This is a genomic window from Chryseobacterium shigense (assembly GCF_900156575.1).
Classification (GTDB): Bacteria; Bacteroidota; Bacteroidia; order Flavobacteriales; family Weeksellaceae; genus Chryseobacterium; species Chryseobacterium shigense.
This window is the reverse complement of sequence record NZ_FTNY01000005.1, coordinates 60053-86420: the sequence shown is the minus strand read 5'-3', so window position 1 is coordinate 86420 and position 26368 is coordinate 60053. Positions and strand designations below refer to the sequence as shown.

The following is a 26368-nucleotide window of genomic DNA, read 5'->3' as shown; positions in this document are numbered from 1 at the left end:
AAATTTTTAGTTATTTCGAGGTGCAAATATATGAATAATTTTCTAAATAGCTTGCAATCAGATCTGTATTTTTTTAAGAAAAACAATCGACAGTCATGTAAAAGAATTCCTCGCTGTAAAATATTCAATCGCAACACATTTTGAAAAGAAATACTTTCTTACCAACAGTTTAAAATCAGTACTCAACGGTATATCCTATTTATTTCTTAGCTATATCAAAGCGCAAACGAAAATAACATGTATAAATTTCTATTAATATTTACAATCGGGTTTATTTTTTTCACAAAAAGTAATGTAAAATATGAATTCACTATGTTTTGAATAATTTCTTATATTAAAGTACTCATACTTAAGAGATAATTTTATACCTTCGTTATCACCAAAAATATTTTATATGAAAAGAAACTTCAAATTCTGCTTATTAGCAGGAGCCATGGCTGCTTTCTCACTGTCAGCATGCCGTGATGACAAAATGGAAGAATCTGTTCTTCCTGAATCTCAATCTGCAAGCGCCAAGATCGAACAGCCGGGAGATCTTCAAAAAAGCTGCTCTTATGTAGATCAGAACTGGAGCTCATCCTCTTTATTGTACACCACTCTTCAGAATTCTACCGACACCAACTTCATGAATTCTCAGATGACTAAAATTGCAAGCTTATGGGGAAGAAGCAATCCTACCCTTCGATTTGTGAATGATCCTTCCAACTTTAATTCCACGTACAACGCCATTTCTTACTCCACAGGAAAGATTTACTATGGCTACGCTATTTATTATGATGCCAAAAGCAAAGGCGGAGATATTGTCAATGCCATGATCCTTGCTCATGAATACGGTCATCAGCTACAATACATTTTTGGACTGCCTACAGTTAATGAATCCACTGCAAGACCCAACGAACTGGAAGCAGATGGTTTTGCGGGATATTATTTAAGAAGACCCAACGGATACAACAAAACCAACTTTACAGAAATTGCTGCAGCCTATGAATTTGCGCAAAGCATCGGAGATTATCAAACGAACAGTGCCAACCACCATGGTACACCTCCACAAAGAAGATCCGCCGTACGTTTAGGATTCCTTCTCGGACAGTACGATCTTAATGCCGCAAATTTTGACTATAATTTCTTCTATTATTATCAAGGGGTATTAAACGGAACTTATAAAATGGGCAAAAACTCTGCAAATCCGGAGATCGATGCCTATATGAGTCAATACATGGATGAACTTAGAAAAATTCAGACGGGAGAAATTTCTGCAGAAGAATTCAAACAACTTCAATAAACATTCATTTTTAGCATATTTAACAAAGGAGGCAGGCAGCAATGTCCTGTCTCTTTTCATTTTTATCAATAAATATCCTAAAGTTTATTTACTTTTGAACCATATCGTACAACAATGAACAGAGACCTCTACATTGATTTTGCCAAGGGAATGGCAACACTCTCCATTATATTCATCCATACCGCTTTCTGGTCGGGACAGTTTTACATTCCTGCAGAAATCAGAGTATTTTCTCTGGTATTTGATGTTGCGCTTTTTTATGCACTCAGTGGAATCACTTCCGGATCGAACGTAGAAAAAACATTTTACAGGTTATTAAAACTTCAGATCACCTATATGATCTTTGTCACCTTCCTTTTCTTTTTAGATTACTTTTTCAAAGTATTCGGATTGACCTTTTTTTCTATGGAATGGCTTCAGAGCTTTTATTCAACTTTCGGATCAAAATATGCTACGACCGGTGTTTCCAATATTCCGCAATGGCAGAATCTCGGAAACTGGTACCTGCACCAATATACCAATGCAGATACTTTCCCCGTGGTGATGGGAAGCTTCTGGTACCTCAAAGTTTATTTTATTTTAGCTGTTTTTGGAGTATTAATTTTAAGATTTTTCCCTAAACATGTCAACTGGTTCATCGGACTTTGTCTTGTTTTAACCTTAGTATTCAATATTTTCCCGGAAATCTATCCTACAGGTCAAGTTGGTTATGTAGCTTTTTATCTGGCTATCTTTTTAATTGCTAATAGAATGCGTGGAAAAAAAATTCCGACCAAAGCAATCCCTGTCGTTTACGCAGTAGTTGCCGCAGCCTTGATCTGGATGTTCTGGTATTATGGAAGTGAGATCTTTTATAAAATCAATAAAAACAAATTCCCTCCCAAAATCCCTTATATTATCTGGTCATTATTCTCCCTCACCACCTTGTTTGTCCTTTACAACAGATTAAAAATTACAAAAGAAAATTTTGTTACCCATATCGGAAAAAATGCTATTTTCTTTTATTTCGCTCAGGGAATAAGCTCTTCGCTTGTCTATTTTATAGTTGTTGCTTTAAAAGAAAATATGCCCTGGTGGATCCTGATGCTCCTTATTTATATCATTAATATTATCCTTGCTTTTATTATTGCAGCAGGATTAAAAAAGGGAGACGATTTCGGGTGGAAAATTCTGGAATTTTTGAGGAGAAAAACTGCTTCTTAATACTTTAGCATCCTATTTGAAATAAAATAATTTTTAGTCTCGCAATTTATTTTAATTTTACAAAAAATTCAAAACATGTTTAAGTTGAAACTTCCTACCGATCCAAGGTGGGCAAATATTGCAGAAGGAAACATAGGAGAAATTTTAACAGATCATGCGTGGTGCGAGCAGAAAGCCACAACCAATGCCATCAGTTTAATCAATATGCTCCCAGAATACCCGGAAATTGTAACGGAACTTATTGCCATTGCGCAGGAAGAGCTCGACCATTTCAGCCAGGTTCACGAAATTATCAAGAAAAGAGGATATGTTTTCGGAAAGGCAAGAAAAGATGATTACGTCAATGAATTGGCTAAATTTGTTGTTCAGGGACGAAGAGAAGATTTAATTGTTGACAAATTACTTTTCGCTGCCATGATCGAAGCAAGAAGCTGTGAAAGATTTAAAGTTCTTACAGAAAATATCAAAGATGAAGAGCTTAAAACCTTTTATAAAGAATTAATGATCTCAGAAGCCAATCATTATACGACTTTTATTGGTTTTGCAAGACAGCTGGGCGATATCGAAAAGGTAAACCAACGCTGGGAAGAATGGCTGGAATACGAAGCCAGTATCATCAAATCTTACGGAAACAAAGAAACCATTCATGGTTAAAATAAAAAAGTAAAACATCTACGTTGAAAAAACCGACTTTTGAAAATATTGCCAATTTTTTCCTGAAAAATTTCTTTCAGGGACTGGTAATTATTGGCCCGATCGGGCTGACTATCTTTGTGATATGGTATATTGTCAGTGCCATTGACAACCTCATCCCATCCGTCGCAAAAGAAATTCCGGGTCTGGTTTTCATTTCAACAATCCTCATGACTGCGATCCTTGGTTATCTTGGAAATAAATTCGTAGTGGGAAGGTTTTTTTTCGACACCATGGATAGCCTTCTGGAGAAAACCCCGGGAGTAAAACATATCTATACCCCTACAAAAGATGTCATGTCTTCATTTGTAGGAGACAAAAAGAAATTCAACGATCCTGTCTGGGTAAAAACAAACGAAAATCCGGAAATCTGGAGAATCGGTTTTCTGACTCAAAAAGAAATGTCGGACGTTGACAAGCACAATTACGTTGCGGTATATCTGCCCCACTCCTATGCTATTTCAGGATGGGTAATTGTTACTGAAGAAAAAAACATCAAACCTGTTGTGGGAATGACTGCGGCTTCTGCGATGAAGTTTGCCGTAAGCGGCGGTGTAGCCGGGTTCCATTCTGACGACAATATATTTAAAGCTCCGGAGTAATCGCTTCTGCTCCTTTTTAAATATACATTGATGAATTTGAAATTTTTTTCAAACAAATTTTCTTTACAAACAATCTAAAAAATATTTTAACGCATGAAATTACCGTACGCGGAACCATTCCGTATCAAAATGGTGGAGGAAATCCGCCAGTCTACCCGAGAAGAGAGAGAACAGTGGCTGAAAGAAGCTAATTATAACCTTTTTAACCTGAAATCTTCGCAAGTATTCATCGATCTTCTTACCGATTCCGGAACAGGAGCGATGTCCGACAGACAGTGGGGTGCATTGATGACCGGAGATGAAAGCTATGCCGGATCAAGATCTTTCGAACAGCTTCAGAATGCCGTTGAAAAAATCACCGGTTTTAAATATTTACTGCCCACTCACCAGGGAAGAGCTGCTGAAAACGTTCTTTTCTCAGTTCTGGTAAAAGAAGGCAATGTAGTTCCGGGAAACTCTCATTTTGACACTACAAAAGGACACATCGAGTTCAGAAAAGCACATGCTGTAGACTGTACCATCGATGAAGCTTTTGATATCAATGATCTGCATCCGTTTAAAGGAAACATCAATCTTGAAAAACTGGAAGAGATTTATAAAAGCCATCCTAAAGAAAACATTCCTTTCTGTTTGATTACCATCACCTGCAACTCTTCAGGAGGACAGCCTGTTTCTCTGGAGAATATGAAAGCCGTAAGAGAACTTTCCAATCAATATGGAATTCCTGTTTTCTTTGACTCAGCGCGATTCGCCGAGAATGCTTATTTCATCAAAAAAAGAGAAAAAGGTCAGGAAAACAGAAGCATCAAAGACATCTGTAAAGAAATCTTCTCCTATGGAGACGGAATGACAATGAGTTCCAAGAAAGACGGTCTTGTCAATATTGGAGGATTCATCGCTTTAAACAGTGAAGAGATCTTTAGAAAAGCCTCCAACTTTACGATCATTTATGAAGGTTTCATCACCTATGGAGGAATGGCAGGAAGAGATATGGCTGCTTTAGCCGTTGGTCTGGATGAAGCGACAGAATTCGCTTACCTTGAAAGCAGAATTTCACAGGTAGAATATCTTGGAAACAAACTGATTGAATACGGAATCCCTGTTCAAAAGCCTATCGGAGGACATGCTGTTTTCATTGATTCTCTAAATTTTCTTCCGAATGTATCCCGTGCAGAATATCCTGCGCAGACTTTAGGACTGGAGATCTACAAGGAGGCGGGAATCAGAACGGTAGAGATCGGTACATTATTAGCCGACAGAGATCCCGAAACCAGAGAAAACCGTTATCCAAAGCTGGAATTGGTCCGTCTTGCAATTCCCAGAAGAACGTATACCAATAATCATATGGACTATATCGCTGCAGGAATCAAAAATGTCTATGAAAGACGCGAGGAGATTTCCAAAGGATATAAAATCACCTGGGAGCCAGATTTGCTAAGACACTTTACAGTACAGCTTGAAGAAGCTTAAAAATAAAACCGGGATGTAGTTCCCGGTTTTTTTTACATGGTACCCATAAAAGCAATGTCAGCTCTATCATAAAAAATGCATCAAATTGTATATTTTTTATGTTATGTATAAATTATTCTAAATTAAAATCATTTACTTTTTTCAAATGATGATCGTTTTTAATTTACATTTGCACTAATCAAAAAAAACAGTTTACAGAACGTAAACGTAAACACTAACTGAAAAAATCCATCATTCCGAAATGAACAAAATTGCTGTCGTGGGCGCCGGCATCTCCGGCTTAAGCATAGCGAGTTACTTAGAAAAACATCAATTAGATTACCACATTTATGAAAGAAGAAAAAAAGATGATCTTACGGGCCATGGTTTTCTGCTTCCGAAAGAAGGGATAGAATATCTCTCCCAGATCGTTGATCCTTCTGTGCTTTTTAAACAGGGTAATTTTTTAAATAAATATATCCGGTATTCACACCAAGGAAAGGTACTTGCCGAAAAAGATCTCCATGATGTTTTTGTCATTTCCAGGAGCGCTCTCATCAATATCCTTGCCCGCAATATTCCTGCTGATAAAATCTCATATGAAGAAACGGTTACCCCCTGTACCCTCCGGAAAGGGAAATTAAAAAAGCATGACGGAACGTATTTAGATTCTGATCTCACCATTGTTTCCGACGGTTCCAAAAGCCGTATCAGAAGAGAAATATTCAAAGAAGAGATCATGAAAACGGTGCAGGAATATGAGATTGTCAATATTATCAAATGTAAAGAGATCGCTGCATGTTTAGAGGATAATTTTATGAAATACCATCACGAAGATGGTGGACTCACATTCGGAATTCTGAAGCTTTCTGAAGACACCGTCTTATGGTACGCCCAGTTTGACCATGAAAAATACAAAATCAGTGAAGCTCCTACCGCTGAAAGTCTTAAAAGCTATATGCACGAAATCTTTGATGATTGGGATCCTATGGTATCTTCTATTGTGAAAGGATCAAATTATGCAAATGTTCATTTATGGCGGGTATATGAGCTTGAGAAACTGAATCCTTTTTACAAGGATAATATTGTTTTCATAGGTGATGCAGCCCATCCACTCATCCCTTTTACCAGCCAGGGCGTAACTTCTGCACTGAAGGATTCTTTTACCCTGACACAACATCTGATAACAGAAAAAAACAGGGTCGATGCTTTCAGAAAGTATGAAGCCGAAAGAAAGCCGGAAATAGAAATACATATCCGGAACGGAAGAACCCTCCTGAACGAGTTTCTGAAACCCATTCACGAACAGACCGAAAATATTTTACCCATATCCTATAAATAAAGCCAATGTTCAGTAATAACGATATCAATTTTGAAGCCTTAAAAAGAAAAGCCTACAATGGCAGGTGGGCAACGATAGAAGAGGGAATTATCCCTCTGACTGCTGCAGATCCTGATTTCAGAACCGCTCCGGAAATCGAGCAGGGAATCATAGAATACATCAAAGATGGCTATTTAAGCTACGGGCCTTTTTCAGGGCTTCCTGAGTTTAAAAAAAACGTGGCAGAACATTTTAACACCGATAAACATGGTCGTTTTACATCTGAAAACGTTCTTGCTGTGAATAGCGCTGCACAGGGAATGTTTCTGATTGCCTCCTATGTTTTAAAGCCCGGAGACGAGGCCATTATTTTAGATCCGGTAGATTTTCTCTTCAAAAGGTCTGTAGAAGCTTCCGGAGGAACGGTCAAATTATGTCCGGTGAATCACACAACTGGAGACATTGATTTTGAAAAAATGACAGAATTGATCAATCCGAAAACCAAACTCATCAGTATATGCAATCCTCATAATCCACTGGGAAAAGTATATTCCAAGGAAGTTCTGAAAAAAGTCTCCGAAGTTGCTTCCGCCCATAACCTTTGGGTGATGAGTGATGAAATATGGAGCGACATCATCTATGATCATAAAGACTTTCACACTTACTCATCTGTTTCAGAGGAGGCGAAGAAAAAAAGCTTTACGGTTTATGGTTTTTCAAAATCATTTGGAATCGCAGGACTTCGGATTGGAGCTGTTTTATGTCATGATCAGGATATCTTTGATGACTTTGTAGAGAAATCAAATTTTAATTCTACGATAGAAGGAGTTTCTACACTTTCACAAATTGCGGGCAGTGTAGCCTTGGAGCGTGCAAAACCGTGGTATCGAGAATTTCTAAGCCATTTACAGAGCAACAGAAACCTTGCTTATGATATCCTAAGTGGGTCGGAGATTTTAAGCCCTAACTTACCTGAAGCCACTTTTGTATTATTTCCAAAGATCAAAAACAATCTGACCAGTGATGAATTTACACAGCACGTACTTCAGCACGGAAAAGTAGCCGTGGTTCCGGGCTCTGAACGTTGGTTTGGAAAAGGAGCTGAAGGCCATATCAGAATCTGCTTCTCTACTTCGAAGGAAATCCTGGAGGAAGGACTTGATCGGATCATCAAAAGCTTTTAAGATTAAAAAAATTCATAAATTTTATTTATATAATTAATATTTTACTGAAATTAACGAAAAACACCCTCTATTTAAAAAATTCATACACAATAGCAATATTTCACATTGATTTGAAGATAAAATTCAATATTTTTGAATCAATCACGAAATCCAATATGAAATATGAAAATAATATACACGAGTGTCCTTTTTTTAGGGACTGTATCAATGTTTTATTCACAAAACACGAATGATACCATTTCCAAGGAATCAAAAATAGAGGAAGTATCCATCACCGGAAGCCGGAATAAAAAAAGAACGGTGACCAATACCCCTGTCCCTGTAGATGTTATAGATATCAAACAAGTTAGTCAGTCTACTGGGCAGATAGAGGTCAATCAGCTTTTGCAGTTTGCTGCGCCCTCTTTTAATTCTAATAAGCAGTCAGGATCAGATGGGGCAGACTCTGTAGATCCGGCAACCCTTCGGGGCCTTGGTCCAGACCAGACCCTTCTTTTGTTGAACGGAAAAAGATACCATCAGTCATCACTGATTAACCTTTTCGGAACCAAGGGAAGAGGAAATACGGGATCCGATATGAATACCATTCCCATCGGAGCGATCAAAAGGATTGAAGTCCTTCGTGACGGAGCTTCTGCACAATATGGCTCCGATGCAATCGCGGGAGTTATTAATGTTATTCTTAATGACCGTAACCATGGTTTTGAAGGCAATGCTTTTTACGGTATGAATCTTTTTAAAAGCCCCGGAGATAAAGATGTAATATCAGATCATAAAATAGATGGTACCACCTTCAACTTCAACGGGAATCTGGGAACAAAAATAGGTAATAAAGGAGGTTTCGGTAATTTTACCGTTGAATTTATCAATAAAGACCGTACGATAAGAAATGCAAACCCGGAAAAGGGGTATTCGTCTCCAAGAGAAAAGTTTGGAGATGCAAAATCCCAGAATATGTACTTTTTTGGAAATGTAGAAGTTCCCTTATCGGATGGGTTGAACTTTTATTCGCGTCAGGGATTTTCCTATCGTAAAACAAATGCTTATGCCTGGACAAGGTCCGCCGATGCCGACGGAAACATCCCTGAAGTCTATCCCAATGGCTTTAATCCTATAGAGAATACGACGATTACAGATTTTACGTTTGACAACGGACTCAAGTTTAAAGTTGCAAACTGGGATGTCGATTTTTACAATGCCTTCGGAAGTAACAGGTTTACTTATCAGATAGACAACACAATCAATGCTACGTTAGGAATACAATCACCGACAAGTTTTAATGCCGGAGGACATTCTCTTTTACAGAATACAACAGGCTTTAACGCGTCCAAACAATTTAAGGTACTGGAAGGATTAAACGTAGCTTTCGGATCTGAATTCAGGTATGAACAGTTTGAAATCATTAAAGGGGAAGAAGCATCTTATGCGATGTATGATATCAATGGAAACATTGTTACATCCAATACCCCCGGAAACTTACTGGTGACCAATCCTCTTTCCGGAGATGTCCGTCCCGGCGGTTCGCAAGGCTTTCCAGGCTATTCACAGGAGGTCAATAAAAACAGGAATAATTTTGCGGCTTATATAGACACTGAACTGGATATTACCAAAAAATGGATGATCAGTGCCGCAGGAAGGTTTGAAAACTACAATGATTTCGGAAGTACTTTGAATGGTAAATTCGCTACCCGATATGCCTTTACGCCTCAATTTGCATTCAGAGGATCGGTTTCTACAGGATTCAGAGCACCTTCTCTCGCGCAAAAATATTACAGCCTGCAGTTTACCAATTTCCAGGGAGGAAATCTGGTGACCATCCAGCTTGCTTCCAATGATAGTGATCTTGCAAAAACTGTTGGAATTCCACAATTAAAACAAGAGACCTCTTTAAACGGAAGTGCCGGATTTACCTTTAATACAGGAAAATTCACCGCAACTATTGACGGATATTATATTAAAGTAAAAGACAGAATTGTATTAACCGGTAATTTCTCACAAGATGATGATGCTATTGGTCAGATTTTAATTGATAATCATATTGACCAGGCTCAGTTTTTCACGAATGCAATCGACACCAGAACAAAGGGGGTTGACATTATTTTAAACTATACTGAAAATCTTGGTTCAGGGAAACTTTCTGCGACTCTGGCAGGAAATTATAATGAAATGGAGATTACAAAGGTCAATACCTCAGAAAAACTTCAGGGAAAAGAAGATACTTATTTAAGCCCCAGAGAAAGAGCTTTCATCCTGGCTTCTGCTCCTAAAACAAAGATTAACCTGAATTTAAATTATAAAATCAGTAAGTTTAATGCCAATGTTCAGCTGGTAAGATTTGACAAAGTAAAACTGATAGGCTATAACGGTGCAGATGATTACCAACTTTACGGAGCAAAAGTAACCACCGACATTTCTTTTGGTTATGAGTTCTCGAAAAATTTTAATCTTACAATCGGAAGCAAAAACCTATTCAACCGCTACCCTACTCTTCAAACCGCTGCTGTAGACGGCAATACGGAATCCGGAGGAATCTTTGATCCTGTACAAATGGGTTTTGCAGGAAGACAGGCTTTTGCAAGACTTAATTTTAAGTTTTAGAATGGACACAAAAGAGGCTGTAACAGAGATGAATTTATTCATGTCACAGCCTCTTTTCATTATTTTTTAGAAATCTTGTAGAGTTTTCCGCTGTCGGTGACTGCATACAGATTACCATCCATTCCATCCAGAACATCCCTGAAGCGTTCTTTCTGATCAGCGAGGAGACGTTCTTCGCCCACTACTTTATTATTCTTCATCACAATTCTGTTAATATGCTCTCCACTCAAACATCCGATGATCAGGTTTCCTTTCCATTCTTCAATATTTCCCGTATAAAAAGTGACTCCACTTGGGGAAATTACAGGATCCCAATAATAAACAGGTTGTTCCGTACCTTCTTTTTGGGTAATCCCTTTTCCTACTTTTGATCCCATATACTCTATTCCATAAGTCACATCTCCCCAGCCGTAATTTTTTCCAGGCTGTATGAGATTGATTTCATCTCCGCCTCTTGGTCCCATTTCAACATCCCAAAGGGTTCCGTTCGGATCGATGGCCATTCCCTGTGGATTTCTTACCCCGTAGGCATAAATTTCAGGTTTATATCCCTGTTTCCCAATGAACGGATTTCCCGGAGCCGGCTTTCCTTCCTTGGTGATTTTTAAAATTTTACCCAGATAATTATCCGTTTTCTGAGCATACACCCGGGTTTCTTTATCTGATCTCTCTCCGGTACTTACAAACAAATTTCCATCTTTATCAAACGCCAGCCTGCTTCCGTAATGCTTGTCACCGTCATAAGAAGGTTCTGCACGGAAAATAACTTTTACTTCCGAAATGTTTTTAAGGTCTGCGGAAAGTTTACCCTTCGCAACGGAAGTCAGATTTCCCTCTCCAAATGGTTCTGAAAAGCTAAAATAAATGATATTATTGGTTTTAAAATCCGGGTCAAGGGCTACATCCAGCATTCCTCCCTGTCCTTTGGAATCTACTTTTGGAAATCCTTCAATTGTAGATACCTTTTGACCGTCCTGAGAAACCACGTTCATATGCCCCTTTTTATCGGTAATAAGAAATCGACCATCCGGAAGATTGATCATTCCCCAGGGCCTTCCAAGGTCTTTGTTCAGGATTTCCACCTTATAGGCGGTTGCCGTTTTAACGGCTTTAATTCTTGTCTGACCTTTAAAAGCAGGCTGATAATCCGTATTGGGTTTTTCGGTTTCTACACTGCCATCTTTTCCTGTCTGCTGGGCATTGGCATTATTCTTACTGCACGAGGACAAGAGTAAAAAAATACTGATTGCCGGTACATAAATGGGATTGAATTTCATAATGATGTGATTAAGCGGTAAAAAGATAGATAGAAAAATAATGCCATAAAAATTTGCAGGTATTAATTTTTATTCTACATTTGTAGAACAAATTACAACATTGTAGAATGAAAGAAATTAAATTAACCGGTTCAGAAAAAAATCTGATGGAAATCCTTTGGGAAAAGAAACGTATTTTCATGAAGGACATTCTGGATTCTTATCCGGACCCGAAACCTGCAGCGACTACCATTGCTACTTTGCTCAAAAGGATGCAGAATAAAGACCTGGTAGGCTATACACAGTATGGAAATTCCCGTGAATACTACCCAAAAGTAGAAAAAGAGGAATATTTCAATGAGGAAATGACCTCCATGATTGACCGTTTTTTCAACAGCTCGGTGACTCAGTTTGCCTCTTTTTTTACATCGAATGCTCAGTTCAGCCAAAAGCAGTTGAAAGAACTCCGTGATATTATCGACCAGCAAATAAAAGAATAAAATGTTAGTTATTATTTTTAAAATAATTTTGTGCTCTTCTATTTTCATCGCGGTTTATTATCTGTTTCTGGAAAGGGAGAAAATGTATCGCTTCAACAGGTTCTACTTACTCAGTTCACTGATTCTCTCTTATACGATTCCATTTATTTCGATCACAGTACAGCTTCCAGAGCATGAGCAGAAATCTAAGATCCTATTCGAAGATACGGTACAGCACATCACTTTTGTTCCACATGAGCAAAGCTTCAATTGGATGAACCTGATATGGCTATTTTATGCAGCAGTCACTATATTCTTATTGATCAAAAGCATTCTTTCTTTCAGAGCCATAAAAAAAATACAGGGTGAAAAGAGGATTTATCAGGATCACAAAATCGTGATCATAAAAGAAAACATTCCTCCTTTCAGCTTTTGGAACACCATCTATTTAAGTGAAACCTATATAAAGGACTACGGGATAGACACAAGAATTTTCCTTCACGAAAAGGGACATATTGACCAAAAACATAGCCTTGATCTTATTTTGCTGCACAGTATTAAAGTATTTACATGGTTCAATCCTGTTCTTTTTCTGTACAAGAAAGCCATCCTGACGAATCATGAATTTCTTGCAGACGAAGCTGTTTTAAATAACAGATATAATATTAAGGAGTATCAGAATTTAATCCTTAAAGAGATGAGCAACAGTCAAAATCTGCCACTCACCCATACATTTAATTTTAACAACACCAAAAAACGATTTATTATGATGACCGTAAAAAAATCCAAGTTCACGGTACTGAAAAAAGCAGTCGGAATCACCGCAATGATTGCTGCTACCGCTTTATTCGCCGAAAGAACCTACGCAAACAGTCCCGGACTTCCAGCAGACGCTCAAAAAGAGAACAACGCAGGAAAAGAGAACCCATTCATTCAGGATGCCTCTGAGCGTGCTATAAGAGCAATAAATGCGCAGCCGAATCAGAGCCATTTAACCTCCCCCTATTATTTCGAAAAATCAGTGGAAGAGAAACCGCAAACCACAGCAGGAATCAAAAATGAAATGGTAAAAGCAGTTTCAGATACTGTTTCTCCTAAAAAAACAGCTGGCAATGAAGGTATTAGCACAAATGAAAGTGCACCACAGGATAAAAATTTTGTGGAGGCAGAATTTCCGGAAGGAATAAAATCACTTCGGTCAAAAGTGGGATCAATGTTTGATACCAGCATCTTCGACGGAAAAGAGAGATTGATAAAATCAACCGCGTTTATACACATTGATGAAACAGGAAAAGTAGTCAATATAACTGCTTCCGGCGATAATGAAAGATTCAACAAAGAAATCATTAAAACCGTCACTGCTGTAAATAACGGAGTCGCCTGGAAACCAGCGACAAAAAATGGAAAAGCTATTGCCAGCATTTACAAGATGCCTGCGACGATGAGTTTCCCATAAAATCAGTTAAGACAAAAAGCGCTACACAGGTAGCGTTTTTTTTATTTTATATTCAGCATAGACAGGTGAAAAATTTACTATAAAAATATTCATCCCCAAATACTTTATGAAGGCTAAAAATTTCTTTCGTATTTTTGTTGTATACATCATTTCAAATGAACTTCAATCTTCAATCAGAATATAAACCTACGGGCGACCAGCCACAAGCCATTGAAAAACTTACCAAAGGAATAGAAATTGGCGAAAAATATCAGACTCTGCTGGGAGTAACGGGATCGGGGAAAACTTTCACCGTTGCCAATGTTGTACAAAACGTACAAAGGCCAACAATTGTTATGGCCCACAATAAAACATTAGCAGCACAGCTTTTCATGGAATTTAAAGAGTTTTTTCCTGACAATGCTGTAGAATATTTTGTAAGTTATTACGACTATTATCAGCCGGAAGCCTACATTGCAACAACGGGAACCTATATTGAAAAAGACCTGAGTATCAATGAGGAAGTTGAGAAACTTCGTCTTTCTGCTATTGCAAGTTTACTTTCCGGAAGGAGGGACGTTTTAATCGTTGCGTCAGTATCCTGTATCTATGGTGTGGGAAATCCTGCGGAGTTTCACAAGTCATTGATATCTATTGCCATTGGGGAGAAAGTAACAAGAACAGCCTTTCTTCATTCATTAGTTAATGCATTGTATTCAAGGACGCTAAGTGATTTTCAGCGAGGTACATTCAGAGTAAAGGGAGACGTGATAGATGTATTCCCTGCCTATGCAGATAATGCCGTCAGAATTCAGTTTTATGGTGATGAGATTGAAAAAATTCAGAGTTTTGATCCCGTTTCGGGAAATGTTACTGCCAGTTTTGATCAGATTCAGATTTATCCTGCCAATCTTTTTGTGACATCAAAAGAAACGTTGAACGGAGCTATTAAAAATATTCAGGATGACATGGTAAAGCAGGTCGACTTTTTCAGTGAAATAGGAAAACCATTGGAGGCCAAAAGACTACAGGAAAGAACTGAGCTCGATCTGGAAATGATCAAAGAACTTGGATATTGTTCCGGGATTGAAAATTATTCCCGTTATTTAGATGGCAGGTTACCGGGATCAAGACCTTTCTGTTTACTGGATTATTTCCCGAAGGATTATCTGATGGTTATTGATGAAAGCCACGTTACAGTACCTCAGGTCCATGCAATGTATGGTGGCGACAGAAGCAGGAAAGAAGCTTTGGTAGAATATGGATTCCGTCTTCCTGCAGCGATGGACAACCGACCCTTGAAATTTGAAGAATATGAATCTATTCAGAATCAGGTTATTTATGTTTCTGCAACGCCAGCTGATTATGAACTGGAAAAAACGGGTGGTGATTATATAGAACAGATTATCCGTCCGACCGGACTTTTGGATCCTGTCATTGAGATAAGACCGAGTTTAAATCAGATCGATGACTTAATGGAAGAGATCCAGAAAAGATCGGATGTTGATGAAAGGGTTCTTGTGACCACTCTAACCAAAAAAATGGCAGAAGAGCTGACTAAATATTTTGTGAAATTCGGAATCAGGACAAGATACATTCACTCGGATGTAGAAACACTGGAACGTATTCAGATTATGCATGACTTACGTGTGGGGCTGTTTGACGTATTGATTGGGGTCAATTTATTGAGAGAAGGTCTGGATCTACCGGAAGTTTCCCTGGTTGCGATCCTGGATGCTGACAAAGAAGGAATGCTAAGAAGCAGAAGATCTATGATTCAGACGGTTGGACGTGCGGCAAGAAACCTTAATGGTAAAGCTATTTTGTATGCCGATAAAATGACAAAATCTATGCAGGCAACGATAGACGAAACAAGCTATCGACGTGAAAAGCAGATTCAATACAACAAAGATAACAACAGGGTTCCAACAGCTTTAAATAAAAAGATCTCCGAAAATCTGGTTGGAAGAAGCAAAGATTTCCCTGATCCAAAATATACACAAAAAGAGATTCTTCAGAAAGCAGCAGAAACAAAAGCGAGCTACGGAGGTGAAGACATCGAAAAAATTATCGGGCAGAAACAAAAAGAGATGGAAGCGGCAGCTAAAAATCTTGACTTTATAAAAGCGGCTAAACTCAGGGATGAAATTGCAGCGCTGAAAGAATAATTAATTGATATAAAATAATTTAGGGGCGGCATCTTCGATGCCGCCCCTAAATTTATATTTTTCGAAAAACGAAGTTCTACCTTAAAGAAGCCCTGATCGGGATCAGCAATTCCATCAAGCCATTCAGCTTAATTTCATAAACGGTTGCCAGCTTCATCCCCAGCTTTCCCGGAGGCATTCCCTTTCGGTTAAACCATTCCAGATAACTTATCGGAAGGTCGGCAAGTACCGTTCCCTGATATTTTCCAAAAGGCATCTTGACGATGCAAATCTCTTTTAATATGTTTGAATTTACTCCTTCCACTTTTATACAATTAAATCTACTCTATTTTCCTGATCATTATCTCTATTGGGTAACTCAAGCTCAGGCGGTGTATCTTCATCAGAAAATTCATTTCTGTAGATCTGGACAAGCAGTAAGGTAAATGAGATCAGAATAGGTCCGAAAATAAGCCCCATAAAACCAAATAAATTCATCCCCATGATAATTCCGAATACGGTATTTAGCGGATGGATATTTTCCAGCTTTTTTAGAAGCGTAAAACGGAGCAGGTTATCGGTAAGACCTACCACAATTAAACAATAGGCAGCAAGACCAAGTCCCTGACCGGTATTACCCTCTGCAATCATAAAGACACAGACCGGAACATAAATAATAGCCGCCCCAACAACGGGAATCATGGACGCTGCAGCGGTTAAGGCAAAAAGAAGAATCGGACTGGGTGCTCCAAAAATGAAATACCCTATAAGCCCTACAATTCCCTGTCCTAATGCTACAACCGGAATTCCGATAGCGTTGGCCATAATCAGTTTTCTAAGCTTCTCGCCAATCAAAGAGATGTTTGCTCTCTTCAATGGTGCAGAAGAACTCAGAATTCTCTCAAACAGTCTTGGACTGGCCAGCATAAAATATAAAATAAAATACATGGACATCACCACCGTAAGGGTATTGAAAGTTCCGCTAACGGCAGAGGTTGAGACCTTTCCGGCAGAACTTTTTACTTTATCCATATTTTCTTTACTGAGGATATCAAAATTGGTTTTCGAGTAAATATATGAATGTATTTTATCCAGAAACACATTAAATTTAGTCATATAAACCTGGGCATTCCCAAGTTTCTCAATCAAAAGATCCGCAATAAAATAAACGGGAAGGATAAGAATGATAAGACTTGCCAGCATGAGGACCAGTGCTGCGAGCCAAGGTTTCCACTTTTTCTCTTCCTGCAGATAGAAATTATACCTTCTGCAGACTACGTAAATAGTGATTGCCCCAAGGACCGATGGTATAAACAACGCAAGGTTAAAGCAGATCAATCCGGTTAAAACCAGAATGATAGCTATCAGCGCGACCTGTTTTATCGCAACATTACTTATCTGCTTATCCTTATTTATCATTTATTTTATTTATTTTTTAAATTCAATCTGTCTTGGCTTTCCTAAAAATGCACAGTACACAGAATACATAACGATCATCATGAATGGTGCTGTTGCAATAATACCGATACCGCATAAAACAACTCCGGCAATAGAAATCAGCCCTCCTACCACTGTTGCTCCAAGAAACGTTCCATAATTTTCTTTAGCAATGTTGAAAGACTTTCCTAATGCTTCGGTAGCTGATGCATTTTCGAATAATAAGATAGGATAACCCAACAATAAGAAAGGGTAAACAAAAATGAACGGGAAGAAACACAGAGTCATGGCAACACTGGAAATAATCCCTGAAATAATACTGTAGATCAGAATATTTACAAAATTCTGCTTATATCCAATAAACAGATCCGCAAAATCAATCTGGCTTTTGGTATTATACTTATTAACAATGTAGATCAACCCTACATAGAGTGGAGCAACCAAGACCCCTAAAAGACCTGACAATGAAAGGTACAGCGAAAATCCAGGTACATTCCAGTAACTAAAGGAAGAATAATCCCCTCCTGCATCTTTCATTTCCTCCATCATGGAAGCAGAATTGAACCCGGTCACAAACTGAATCGCAAAACCTGCTATCATGTAAATGACCATTGCTACAATACCGTATAAGAAGACTCCTTTATACATTTCAAAAGAATGCGAAATGATAGATCCCGTATCTTTGTTTGGAACAGACCCCTGCTGGTCGAATTCGTTAAATTCTGACATAGTTTAATATTTAATGATTTTCCTCAAAATTAACTTTTTTTGGCAGAAAAACATATTAAACTTTTTTAAAATTTAACTTTTTTCCGAGAAAATGGTTTTATAAAGAGAGTAAACCATGGCATTCCAAAAAGGAAACGTAAACAGCCCCCCTACAAAGAACAACATAAAACCAATGTATTTAAAGAAAACAGCCACTATAACGCAGACCAGTATTTCAAGAAAGTACCTTCTGAGGGCCTGAAAGTTTAAAGGAATGGCTTCAAAAATCCTTTTGTTTGTGAAAAACATCAGCGGTGCCACAAAAATGGTAATAAAAACCCACACGACACCTAATATAATCGTCTGAGACGTATAGATATAGACAAATAGCCAGAAAATATAATATCCTATGTATTTGAAAAAATTAAGTCCATTGTAGCCTACAAGCAAATCTCCCAATTCCAGTTTTTCCTTCAGGTCAATCTTCCTGTAAATATTATAAAATCCTATATTCAGTGGAAAAAGAAACACTAAAGTTCCAATAAGAGCCCAGGAAAAATAGATGATCCCGGGATTGGACTGCATCTTCAGAATCTGCTCCGAAGCATTCATCCCCTGGTTAATATTTTTAGCGGTTTCTAAATACTGGGTCAGCACTCCATATCTTCCGTCTAAGAAGAAAAGCACCGAAAAAAAGATTCCAAAATAAAAGATTGAAAATACCAATTGAAAGAAAAGCGTCTTATTCCAATAGAAAAAAGCCTGCTTCAATATAAAATCTATTCCCGGTTTCTGAGGATATTTAGTCTGCATCAAAAAAATTTTACACAAAAGTAGTCATCATTAATTATTTTTGCAGGATGTTTTCAATGAATCATCAAAAATTTCTGGAAATGGACGAACTTTCCCTTCAGAAGGTTCCCTACTTTTTCATGATCGATTTCCTTTCGGAAAATGTAAACGTCTACCGAGAAGATGAAATTAAAAAATCAGGCTTATTAATTGATTTTCAAAACTTTTCAAACACGACACAGAAACACGGTCTCCATAAAAAAATTGAATGGACGGCATTTCCTGAAACCCTGGAAAGCTTTAAAAAAGGCTTTGACAAAGTTCAGAAAAATATCCGTCTGGGAAATTCTTATCTGGTCAATTATACCAGAAAGACGGAGGTTCGGACGAATTTAAGCCTCGAAGAAATTTTTTATCACTCAATTGCAAAGTACAAAGTGTTTTGTGAAGATTTTTTTGTATTTTTTTCTCCTGAAACTTTTGTAAAGATTATTGATGGCAAAATTTTGACATATCCAATGAAAGGCACCATCGATGCTTCGTTGGAAAATGCGGCTGAAGTTTTGAAAAACGACAGAAAAGAAAAGGCAGAGCATTACACCGTAGTAGATCTTCTGAGAAATGATCTCAGCATGGTCGCAGACGATGTGAAAGTTGACCAGTTCCAGCATATAGAACTCATCAGAACACAACAAAAGGATTTGTATGCTATGAGTTCTGAAATTTCAGGAAGCATCAAACCTGAGTTTGAAGGAAAGATCGGAAGCATGATGAAAAAACTGCTTCCTGCTGGATCGATTCTCGGAGCCCCAAAGTCTAAAACGCTGGAAATAATCTTAGAAGCAGAAGGATACGACCGAGGATATTATACTGGAATAAGTGGCTGGTTTGATGGTAAAAACCTGGACAGCTGCGTTATCATACGCTATATTGAGAAAGAAGGAGATCGCCTTTATTTCAAGAGTGGTGGCGGTATAACACACATGAGCAAGTTAGAAGACGAATATCAGGAAATGAAAAACAAAATCTATGTCCCAATTCATTGAAAGCATCAAGGTAGAAGATCAGGATATTTTCCTTTTGGAACTACATCAAAAACGTGTTAACCAAACGTTTGCCCATTTTGGAAAAGAGGGTTCTATCGATCTGGGTAAGATCTTCAAAAATCTTGAACATGACGAAGACGGTTTGTTCAAACTGAGACTTTCGTATGATCTTGATAAAAGAATCCGCACCCAGATGATTCCCTATGCTATCCCAGAGATACAAAGCTTTCAACTGGTTGAAAACAACAGCTTCGATTATTCTTTCAAGTTTGAGGACCGTAAAGAACTGGAGAAAATGAAAATGAAATCCAAAGCTGAGGAAATCATTATTATCAAAAACAATCATATCACAGATACCTCTTTCTCTAATATTCTATTCCTGAAAGGTAAGGATTGGTTTACGCCAACTACCTATCTTCTGAATGGAGTACAGAGACAGAACCTCCTGAAGCACAAGAAAATAAAAGAAACTGAAGTCACGCTTCAGAACATTAAACAGTTCTCTCATTTTCAACTGATTAATGCCCTGAATGACTTTGACGATATGTTTATTTATCCTATCGACAAGATTAACAATCTGCCGGGAAATGAAGAATATCTGGAATATTAGTTCCCTTTCAGAAATTCAAAGTAGGCTTTCTGAACATCTGCGCTGTTTTTACCGTAGGTGTTCACTTCCAGGATCTTTGGCTGCAGATCAGGCTTGAAGAAGTTCTCTAATACCCTGTCCAGCGTAGGCTCGTCTTCCACTTTGATATAGGAGAAGCCAAAATGTTTCGCCAGATGCTCTGCGTGTTTGCGATGCTTTGTGGCTATAAACTCATCTAACGTATTTGGGTTGGCATTTCCTGGTCCCGGAATAATCTTAAAGATATTTCCCTCCCCATTATTGAAAATGATGATTCTTACAAACGGTGGAATATATTGATTCCAAAGTCCGTTGATATCATAGAAAAATCCTAAATCTCCAGTAATAAGCAGTGTTGGGTTGGCATTTTTGATGGCAAAACCCATCGCTGTAGAAGTAGAACCGTCTATACCACTCGTTCCCCGGTTACAGTACATCTTCCTTTTTCCGAAATCAAAAAGCTGCGCATATCTGATTGCTGAGGAATTGCTGAAATGGATATTATAATTTTGAGGAATCGTTTGAGAAGCTTTATTGAAGAAATAAAAATCTGAAAATTCTGCTTTGTTGAGGAAAAGCTCGTGTTTGGCATCTTTTTTATCCCTCAAAACATCCCAAAGGTTAAAATAAGGCCTTGGTTCAAGATTGATAAATTTTAAAAGTTTAGAAAAGAAAACCTCAGGTCTCACCTCTATTTTTTCCGTCAGGGAGAAATACGTGTCCGGCTGCCATACTTCATCCAGATGCCAGTGCTGCTTCGGGCGGGCATTTCTCAGAAACTGTTTCACTTTCTTGGAAACAACATTCTGGCCTACTGTAATCAGAAGGTCCGGAGCATACGTTTTATAGTCTTCTTCTGTAAAATTAAAGATATAGCGGTCAATATGCCTGAAGAACTTTTCGTGATACAGATTGGAGTTTGCTTCACTCAATACAACAACAGAGTGATTTTTTACCAGCTGGGTCAATTGGTTTTCCAACTCCGGGCTGTAATCTCTGGTTCCCACCAAGATCATGATTCTTTGAGAGGTATGCCAGTCTGCAATTAAGTTGGAAGGAACCTCATATTCCTTATGCCTGATGGTTTTTTCAACGGTAGGGAAAGAAGGAAGTTCTGAAACCAGATCATATAAAGGCTCTTCCAAAGGAATATTGATGTGTACAGGTCCCTGTTTTTCAAAACAGAGCTCGATTGCTTTCTTAATAATGTCAAAATTAATATCTTCTGCATGTTCTTTACTGTCTTCCACAAGCTGGAAGTCACCGTAAGAATGCTGGTGAAAAATATCCTTCTGCCTGATCGTTTGCCCATCGAAAATATCTACAAAATCTGTAGGACGGTCGGCAGTCAGGATCAAAAGCGGAACATTCTGGTAAAAAGCTTCTGTGACTGCAGGGTAGTAATTGGCCACCGCAGAACCGCTGGTACACGTTACTGCTACCGGTTTTTTCTCACTCTTGGCCATACCTATTCCTACAAAAGCAGCACTTCTCTCATCTACAATACTGTAACAGTTGAACGCATCAATTTCTGAAAAATGAATGGCCAAAGGGGCATTTCTGGATCCCGGGGAAATGATGACATCTGAAATTCCGTACTGCTGAAGGAGATGGGCAAGTATCTGAATACTTCTCTTTGAAGAATATTTTTTCATACAGCAAATTTAACTTATAAATACTTAATTGTAAAAACATTTAATTCAAAAAAGATGTAATTTTGCACCACGTTAAATTTCTAAAAATGGATAAAATACCTAGTGTAGACCTGCGTGATTTCCTTTCGGACAACCCGGAACGCAAACAGAAATTTGTAAATGAAATCGGAAAAGCTTACGAAGAAATTGGTTTTGTTGCCTTAAAAGGCCATTTTCTTGACGACCAATTAGTAGAAGGCTTGTATGGAGAGGTGAAAAACTTTTTTGAACTTCCAACGGAAACGAAACAAAAGTATGAGATTCCCGGAATTGGAGGCCAGAGAGGGTATGTAGGATTCGGTAAAGAAACTGCAAAAGGTTTCAAAAAAGGAGACCTGAAAGAATTTTGGCATTTCGGACAGTATGTGTCTGATGATTCCAAATACAAACAGGAATATCCCGATAACGTAATCGTTGACGAACTTCCAAAATTCAATGAGGTAGGTAAAGAAACTTACCAGATGCTTGAAAAAACAGGAAAATATGTTTTAAGAGCTTTGGCATTGTATCTTGGTTTGGACGAATTTTATTTTGATGATAAAATCGCAGAAGGAAACTCTATTTTAAGACCTATCCACTATCCGCCCATCACTCAGGAGCCGGATGATGCGGTAAGAGCGGCAGCTCATGGAGACATCAATCTGATCACTCTTTTGATGGGATCTCAGGGAAAAGGACTACAGGTTCAAAACCATAAAGGGGAATGGATCGATGCTATTGCAGAACAGGATGAACTAATGATCAATGTGGGCGATATGTTATCGAGACATACGAATAACAAACTGAAATCTACGATTCACAGGGTGGTTAATCCGCCAAGAGAATTGTGGGGAACGTCAAGATATTCAATCCCTTTCTTTATGCACCCGGTAAGCAGCATGTCACTTAATGCTCTTGAAAACTGTATCGACGAAAACAGTCCGAAGCTGTATGAAGATACTACTGCAGGAGAATTTTTACATGAAAGACTTATTGAATTAGGTCTTATCAAAAAGTAATATAAAAAAGTCAATAATTGATCTGTATCTTGGTTATCAACCTCGTGGTTGTTCCTTTCAGATTAATTATTGACTTTTGTCTTTATATCCGCAGATGATTAGAAGCCAAACCCACAGAGTATCAGCTCACAGGGTAAACCATAGCTGCTAAACCTGAGCATCCATATTCATACTATCCAATCTTCGCAAGAGTCTTCAAAGATATCTTTTATTTCAAAACAATTTCTTGATCCTCTCAGACCTTTCCGTTCTGTCCTTTTCATTGGTTTTATCCTGTAATACAATAAAATTCAGGACATGGAGTTGTCTGTGTAAAAGTACCCCAGGGGCAAATACACGTATAGGTATCGCCACCGCCGGTTCCACCACCTCCACCGGTTCCGGGACCTGCATAAGGTACACATTTGCCTCCTGAACAGATCTCTCCTGCCGGGCAGCCTCCTGTACCCGGCCCTTCACCTTCAAAACAGAAATAAGGGGTAAGATCTCCTGCAGAAATGTTCTTTTGGTCTTTTCTGGAAAGTCTTTTTAGATTTTTCATGGTTTTTTGTTTTTGGGTTTCCTACTCTGCCAGCTTTTCGGATGGCGCTTTGTTTGATTTAAAATTAATTATTTTTCATTAACAATCAAAGCTTTAACCCATTTTATGTCCTATTAAAAAACATTTATAATAGACCATTCATCTGTGAGAAAATATTTAATATAAAAAATTATCCTATTTCATTTCGGATAAGTATATTTTAATTATATTTACCATACTATCAAATTTTTAATTAAAACAATATGAAAAATCTAAAAAAAACTAGACAAAGGCCAGTTAAAAAGCATTTCAGGAGCAGGAGGAATTAAACTTCCGGAACCAGAATTCTGCATGTATTACTGTAACGGCACCGTAGTTTGTGCTACCTGCAGTGACGATTTCAAATGCCCGGACAACACTATGTAAGATTGAAAATCAGACCGAATAAGAAAACCGTTCCCTCCCGGAGCGGTTTTTTGAGTTTATAAACAAAAGAGTGCTGCATCTTCATTTTGCAAATCTTTCTCAACCATAGCCCATTAGTTTATTCTTTTTGATTGTCCCTCAACAGCCTCTTCGTAAAATTTGTCAAATCATTACTGTTAAAAAATAATTCTACGATGATTGACTTACTGCTATTTTAACTACCTTTATCGAATACCAAATTTCAAAATAACATGAAAAATTCGAAAAAACTAGACAGAGACCAGTTGAAAATGATCTCCGGAGGAGAGAGTCACCCGTTCCCGGGCTATTGTTTTTACCTATGCAGCAATGGACTTACGTATCGGGAACTATGCCTGTATGAATTCATCTGTCCTGAAGATCCTATTTAAAAATGACTTCAAAACCGCTTCAAAAGAAACGGTTTTTTGTTTTTAATCAGATTTAAGTTAAAGCCTTTGAATTTTTTGACAGACTAGATAGCCTTAAAGCCCATTCCTCTAGAAATTACGTTGCGGTTGAAAAAAAAGGCTGCAATCTTTTTCATTCCAGTTCATCAAACAGTCTCAGCTGCTGATCTTTTGCTCCTGTAAAATTGGCTGTTGATAATTTGGGAAACGTTTTACCTTCGAAAAATTTCTTTCTCCCGATCTTAAAGGTATTATGGATCATTTCTGCAATATTTCCCTCACCCTGCTGTCGCTCAAAATATCTCTTATCCCCCAGTTTTCCGCCCCGCATGGAACGGATAAGATTCAAAACCTTTTGCGCCCTGTCCGGAAAATGGGACTCAATCCATTGTACAAAAACCGGTTCTACCGTGTCGTTCAGTCGTACCAGAGTATACCCGAAACTTAAAGCCCCGGCATCTGAAACTGCTTTTAAAATATTTAAAGGTTCATCACTGTTCAATCCAGGTATGACCGGAGCAACCATGACGTGCACCGGAATTTTATTCTCCGTAAGAACTTCTATTGCTTTCAATTTATTCGGTGCCGAGCTGGTGCGCGGTTCCATTTTCCGTCTGAGTTCTTCATTAATAGTAGGAATACTTAAAGATACAGAAACAAGATTTTGCTCCGCCATTGGTTTTAAAATATCCAAATCTCTCAGCACGAGTGCATTTTTTGTAAGAATATTGACCGGATGTCTGTAATCCAGACACACCTGAAGTAACTTTCTGGTGATCTCAAACTGTCTTTCCGCAGGCTGATAGCAGTCTGTATTTCCCGAGAGCAGAATAGGCGCCGGCTTATAGCCTTTTTTCTGAAAAAATTTATCCAGTAATTCCGGAGCATTTTTTTTGACCATGATTTGTCTTTCAAAATCAATTCCGGCACTATAGCCCCAATATTCGTGGGTAGGTCTTGCAAAACAATAGGAGCATCCGTGTTCACAACCCTGGTATGGATTCATAGAATACTCCATAGGCAGATCTTCACTTTTTACCTGATTGACAATGGTTTTAGGGAAAACTTCAGTATATACAGTTTTTACCGCTTCGAAATCTTCATCATCAGGCTCATAGGTATACTTGTCGAAACGATTGATCACGTTCCGCTGCGCCCCCTGTCCTTTGATAAAATTACCGTTTTGCATGATGATGTAAAATTAGAATGGATTTTTTATAAAATCATGAGTTTTAACGTTAAAGTTATCCACAAAAAAATCCGATCCCTTTAAAAAGGAGCCGGATTTCAACATAATTAAAATATATTCTTTTACTACTTCAGTGCATAAAATTCCACGCCATGATATTCATCTTCGTGGTTTTTGTCATCAAAATGTCTGTGATAGTCCGAATAGGTATCACTATATTTTTTATCTTTTTTAGTCAGTATTTTTTTTAATCCAATAAAACCTAATACTGCCAAAAGACCAACACCTCCTGCCAGTAAAACGCCAACTTCTTTTTTCATATTTTGTCCGATTTATTAATCTCGTTACTGCAAAAAGCATACCTATTTTTCTGTTTCAAATTATAAATTTTGTTAACATTAAACTTTATTTCCATGAAATATATAATTGCTTTTTTAATTAAATTTAGCAGATTAATGGTTTAATTATTGTAGTAACTTTAAAAAATAATATTATGGACAATTCTGATTACAACGATAGAATGACCACCTTAAGTCAGGTCATGAATACCCTCGCAGACCGAGGAATACACCGGGAATTCAGAATGAATGAAAACTGCGAAATGAAATTTGAAAATTCAGAGACCGTTTATCAGCCTTCTGACCTTACCATTTTAAAAACCTACCGTTTTGAAGGCGACAGCAATCCGGACGACAATGCCGTATTGTATGTAGTGAAAGACAATGCCGGAAACCGCGGAATGATCATAGATTCTTATGGAGCGGATAGCAACTATCCGGGTGAAAAATTTGATGAATTTTTAAGAGACATTCCCGTTCAGGAGAGCGACGAATTTAATTTCTGACCCTGCTTC

General features: G+C 38.0%; 25 protein-coding genes. 16 read left to right on the top strand and 9 right to left on the bottom strand.

Annotated elements, in window-relative coordinates; all coding sequences use genetic code 11:
* The first annotated feature begins 394 nt into the window (after nt 1–394).
* The 8 genes from BW964_RS17490 to BW964_RS17455 all read left to right on the top strand — a co-directional run bounded on the left by BW964_RS17490 (nt 395) and on the right by BW964_RS17455 (nt 10332).
* Complete coding sequence (locus tag BW964_RS17490) at nt 395–1282, top strand: neutral zinc metallopeptidase (RefSeq protein WP_073328787.1); 888 nt, start codon at nt 395–397, stop codon at nt 1280–1282.
* Between the two features lie 114 nt (nt 1283–1396).
* Nucleotides 1397–2485: an acyltransferase family protein gene (locus tag BW964_RS17485; protein ID WP_076509123.1), complete on the top strand. Its 1089-nt coding sequence runs from the start codon at nt 1397–1399 to the stop codon at nt 2483–2485.
* A gap of 75 nt (nt 2486–2560) precedes the next feature.
* A complete protein-coding gene (gene miaE / locus BW964_RS17480; RefSeq protein ID WP_076509121.1) occupies nt 2561–3139 on the top strand; it encodes a MiaE family protein in 579 nt (192 codons plus the stop codon).
* A gap of 23 nt (nt 3140–3162) precedes the next feature.
* Nucleotides 3163–3780: a DUF502 domain-containing protein gene (locus tag BW964_RS17475; protein ID WP_076509120.1), complete on the top strand. Its 618-nt coding sequence runs from the start codon at nt 3163–3165 to the stop codon at nt 3778–3780.
* A 93-nt stretch (nt 3781–3873) separates the two neighbouring features.
* Nucleotides 3874–5250: a tryptophanase gene (locus BW964_RS17470; RefSeq protein WP_076509118.1), complete on the top strand. Its 1377-nt coding sequence runs from the start codon at nt 3874–3876 to the stop codon at nt 5248–5250.
* A gap of 241 nt (nt 5251–5491) precedes the next feature.
* Nucleotides 5492–6571 (top strand): FAD-dependent oxidoreductase, encoded by a 1080-nt coding sequence (locus BW964_RS17465; protein ID WP_076509117.1) that lies wholly within the window; start codon nt 5492–5494, stop codon nt 6569–6571.
* Between the two features lie 5 nt (nt 6572–6576).
* Nucleotides 6577–7734 (top strand): pyridoxal phosphate-dependent aminotransferase, encoded by a 1158-nt coding sequence (locus BW964_RS17460; RefSeq protein ID WP_076509115.1) that lies wholly within the window; start codon nt 6577–6579, stop codon nt 7732–7734.
* Between the two features lie 162 nt (nt 7735–7896).
* Nucleotides 7897–10332 (top strand): TonB-dependent receptor plug domain-containing protein, encoded by a 2436-nt coding sequence (locus tag BW964_RS17455; protein ID WP_076509114.1) that lies wholly within the window; start codon nt 7897–7899, stop codon nt 10330–10332.
* A gap of 59 nt (nt 10333–10391) precedes the next feature.
* On the opposite strand, the gene BW964_RS17450 is transcribed toward BW964_RS17455, so the two are convergent.
* A complete protein-coding gene (locus tag BW964_RS17450; RefSeq protein ID WP_076509112.1) occupies nt 10392–11609 on the bottom strand; it encodes a PQQ-dependent sugar dehydrogenase in 1218 nt (405 codons plus the stop codon).
* Nucleotides 11610–11716: 107 nt separating this feature from the next.
* Here BW964_RS17450 and BW964_RS17445 point away from each other — a divergent pair, with 107 nt between their 5' ends.
* The 3 genes from BW964_RS17445 (at nt 11717) to uvrB (ending at nt 15670) form a co-directional block, all read left to right on the top strand.
* Nucleotides 11717–12088 (top strand): BlaI/MecI/CopY family transcriptional regulator, encoded by a 372-nt coding sequence (locus tag BW964_RS17445; protein WP_076509110.1) that lies wholly within the window; start codon nt 11717–11719, stop codon nt 12086–12088.
* Between the two features lies 1 nt (nt 12089).
* Entirely contained in the window at nt 12090–13523 is a 1434-nt protein-coding gene (locus tag BW964_RS17440) for a M56 family metallopeptidase (RefSeq protein ID WP_076509108.1), read from the top strand.
* Between the two features lie 155 nt (nt 13524–13678).
* Entirely contained in the window at nt 13679–15670 is a 1992-nt protein-coding gene (uvrB, locus tag BW964_RS17435) for an excinuclease ABC subunit UvrB (protein WP_076509107.1), read from the top strand.
* A gap of 76 nt (nt 15671–15746) precedes the next feature.
* On the opposite strand, the gene BW964_RS17430 is transcribed toward uvrB, so the two are convergent.
* The 4 genes from BW964_RS17430 to BW964_RS17415 all read right to left on the bottom strand — a co-directional run bounded on the left by BW964_RS17430 (nt 15747) and on the right by BW964_RS17415 (nt 18607).
* Nucleotides 15747–15974, bottom strand: a complete 228-nt coding sequence (locus tag BW964_RS17430) for a DUF3820 family protein (RefSeq protein WP_076509105.1) — start codon at nt 15972–15974, stop codon at nt 15747–15749.
* A 2-nt stretch (nt 15975–15976) separates the two neighbouring features.
* Nucleotides 15977–17068, bottom strand: coding sequence for an AI-2E family transporter (locus BW964_RS17425; protein ID WP_076509103.1), 1092 nt, complete (start codon nt 17066–17068; stop codon nt 15977–15979).
* A gap of 9 nt (nt 17069–17077) precedes the next feature.
* The gene (locus tag BW964_RS17420) at nt 17078–17815 is read right to left on the bottom strand and encodes a beta-carotene 15,15'-monooxygenase (protein ID WP_076509102.1); all 738 of its coding nucleotides are present in this window, start codon (nt 17813–17815) and stop codon (nt 17078–17080) included.
* A gap of 72 nt (nt 17816–17887) precedes the next feature.
* Nucleotides 17888–18607 carry a hypothetical protein gene (locus BW964_RS17415; RefSeq protein ID WP_076509100.1) on the bottom strand — a complete coding sequence of 240 codons (720 nt, stop codon included), beginning with the start codon at nt 18605–18607 and terminating at the stop codon, nt 17888–17890.
* Nucleotides 18608–18654: 47 nt separating this feature from the next.
* Between BW964_RS17415 and BW964_RS17410 the strand changes: the two genes are divergently transcribed.
* On the top strand, nt 18655–19632 hold the full coding sequence (locus BW964_RS17410) for an aminodeoxychorismate synthase component I (RefSeq protein ID WP_076509098.1): 978 nt from the start codon (nt 18655–18657) through the stop codon (nt 19630–19632).
* On the top strand, nt 19616–20242 hold the full coding sequence (locus BW964_RS17405) for an aminotransferase class IV (protein WP_076509096.1): 627 nt from the start codon (nt 19616–19618) through the stop codon (nt 20240–20242). Before BW964_RS17410 ends, BW964_RS17405 begins: the two co-directional genes overlap by 17 nt.
* Here BW964_RS17405 and menD read toward each other — a convergent pair.
* Nucleotides 20239–21915: a 2-succinyl-5-enolpyruvyl-6-hydroxy-3-cyclohexene-1-carboxylic-acid synthase gene (gene menD / locus BW964_RS17400; RefSeq protein ID WP_076509095.1), complete on the bottom strand. Its 1677-nt coding sequence runs from the start codon at nt 21913–21915 to the stop codon at nt 20239–20241. The genes BW964_RS17405 and menD overlap by 4 nt on opposite strands.
* 86 nt (nt 21916–22001) lie before the next feature.
* Between menD and BW964_RS17395 the strand changes: the two genes are divergently transcribed.
* Complete coding sequence (locus BW964_RS17395; protein WP_076509093.1) at nt 22002–22952, top strand: isopenicillin N synthase family dioxygenase; 951 nt, start codon at nt 22002–22004, stop codon at nt 22950–22952.
* Nucleotides 22953–23220: 268 nt separating this feature from the next.
* Here BW964_RS17395 and BW964_RS17390 read toward each other — a convergent pair whose 3' ends face one another.
* Complete coding sequence (locus tag BW964_RS17390; protein ID WP_076509092.1) at nt 23221–23493, bottom strand: bacteriocin-like protein; 273 nt, start codon at nt 23491–23493, stop codon at nt 23221–23223.
* A 656-nt stretch (nt 23494–24149) separates the two neighbouring features.
* Here BW964_RS17390 and BW964_RS22585 point away from each other — a divergent pair.
* Nucleotides 24150–24308, top strand: coding sequence for a bacteriocin-like protein (locus BW964_RS22585; RefSeq protein WP_165789224.1), 159 nt, complete (start codon nt 24150–24152; stop codon nt 24306–24308).
* Nucleotides 24309–24459: 151 nt separating this feature from the next.
* Here the strand turns inward: BW964_RS22585 and BW964_RS17385 are convergent, their stop codons facing one another.
* Nucleotides 24460–25515: a PA0069 family radical SAM protein gene (locus BW964_RS17385; protein WP_076509090.1), complete on the bottom strand. Its 1056-nt coding sequence runs from the start codon at nt 25513–25515 to the stop codon at nt 24460–24462.
* Between the two features lie 125 nt (nt 25516–25640).
* Nucleotides 25641–25835 (bottom strand): hypothetical protein, encoded by a 195-nt coding sequence (locus BW964_RS17380; protein ID WP_034724644.1) that lies wholly within the window; start codon nt 25833–25835, stop codon nt 25641–25643.
* Nucleotides 25836–26008: 173 nt separating this feature from the next.
* Here BW964_RS17380 and BW964_RS17375 point away from each other — a divergent pair, with 173 nt between their 5' ends.
* Nucleotides 26009–26359: a hypothetical protein gene (locus tag BW964_RS17375; RefSeq protein ID WP_076509089.1), complete on the top strand. Its 351-nt coding sequence runs from the start codon at nt 26009–26011 to the stop codon at nt 26357–26359.
* Nucleotides 26360–26368: the final 9 nt, after the last annotated feature.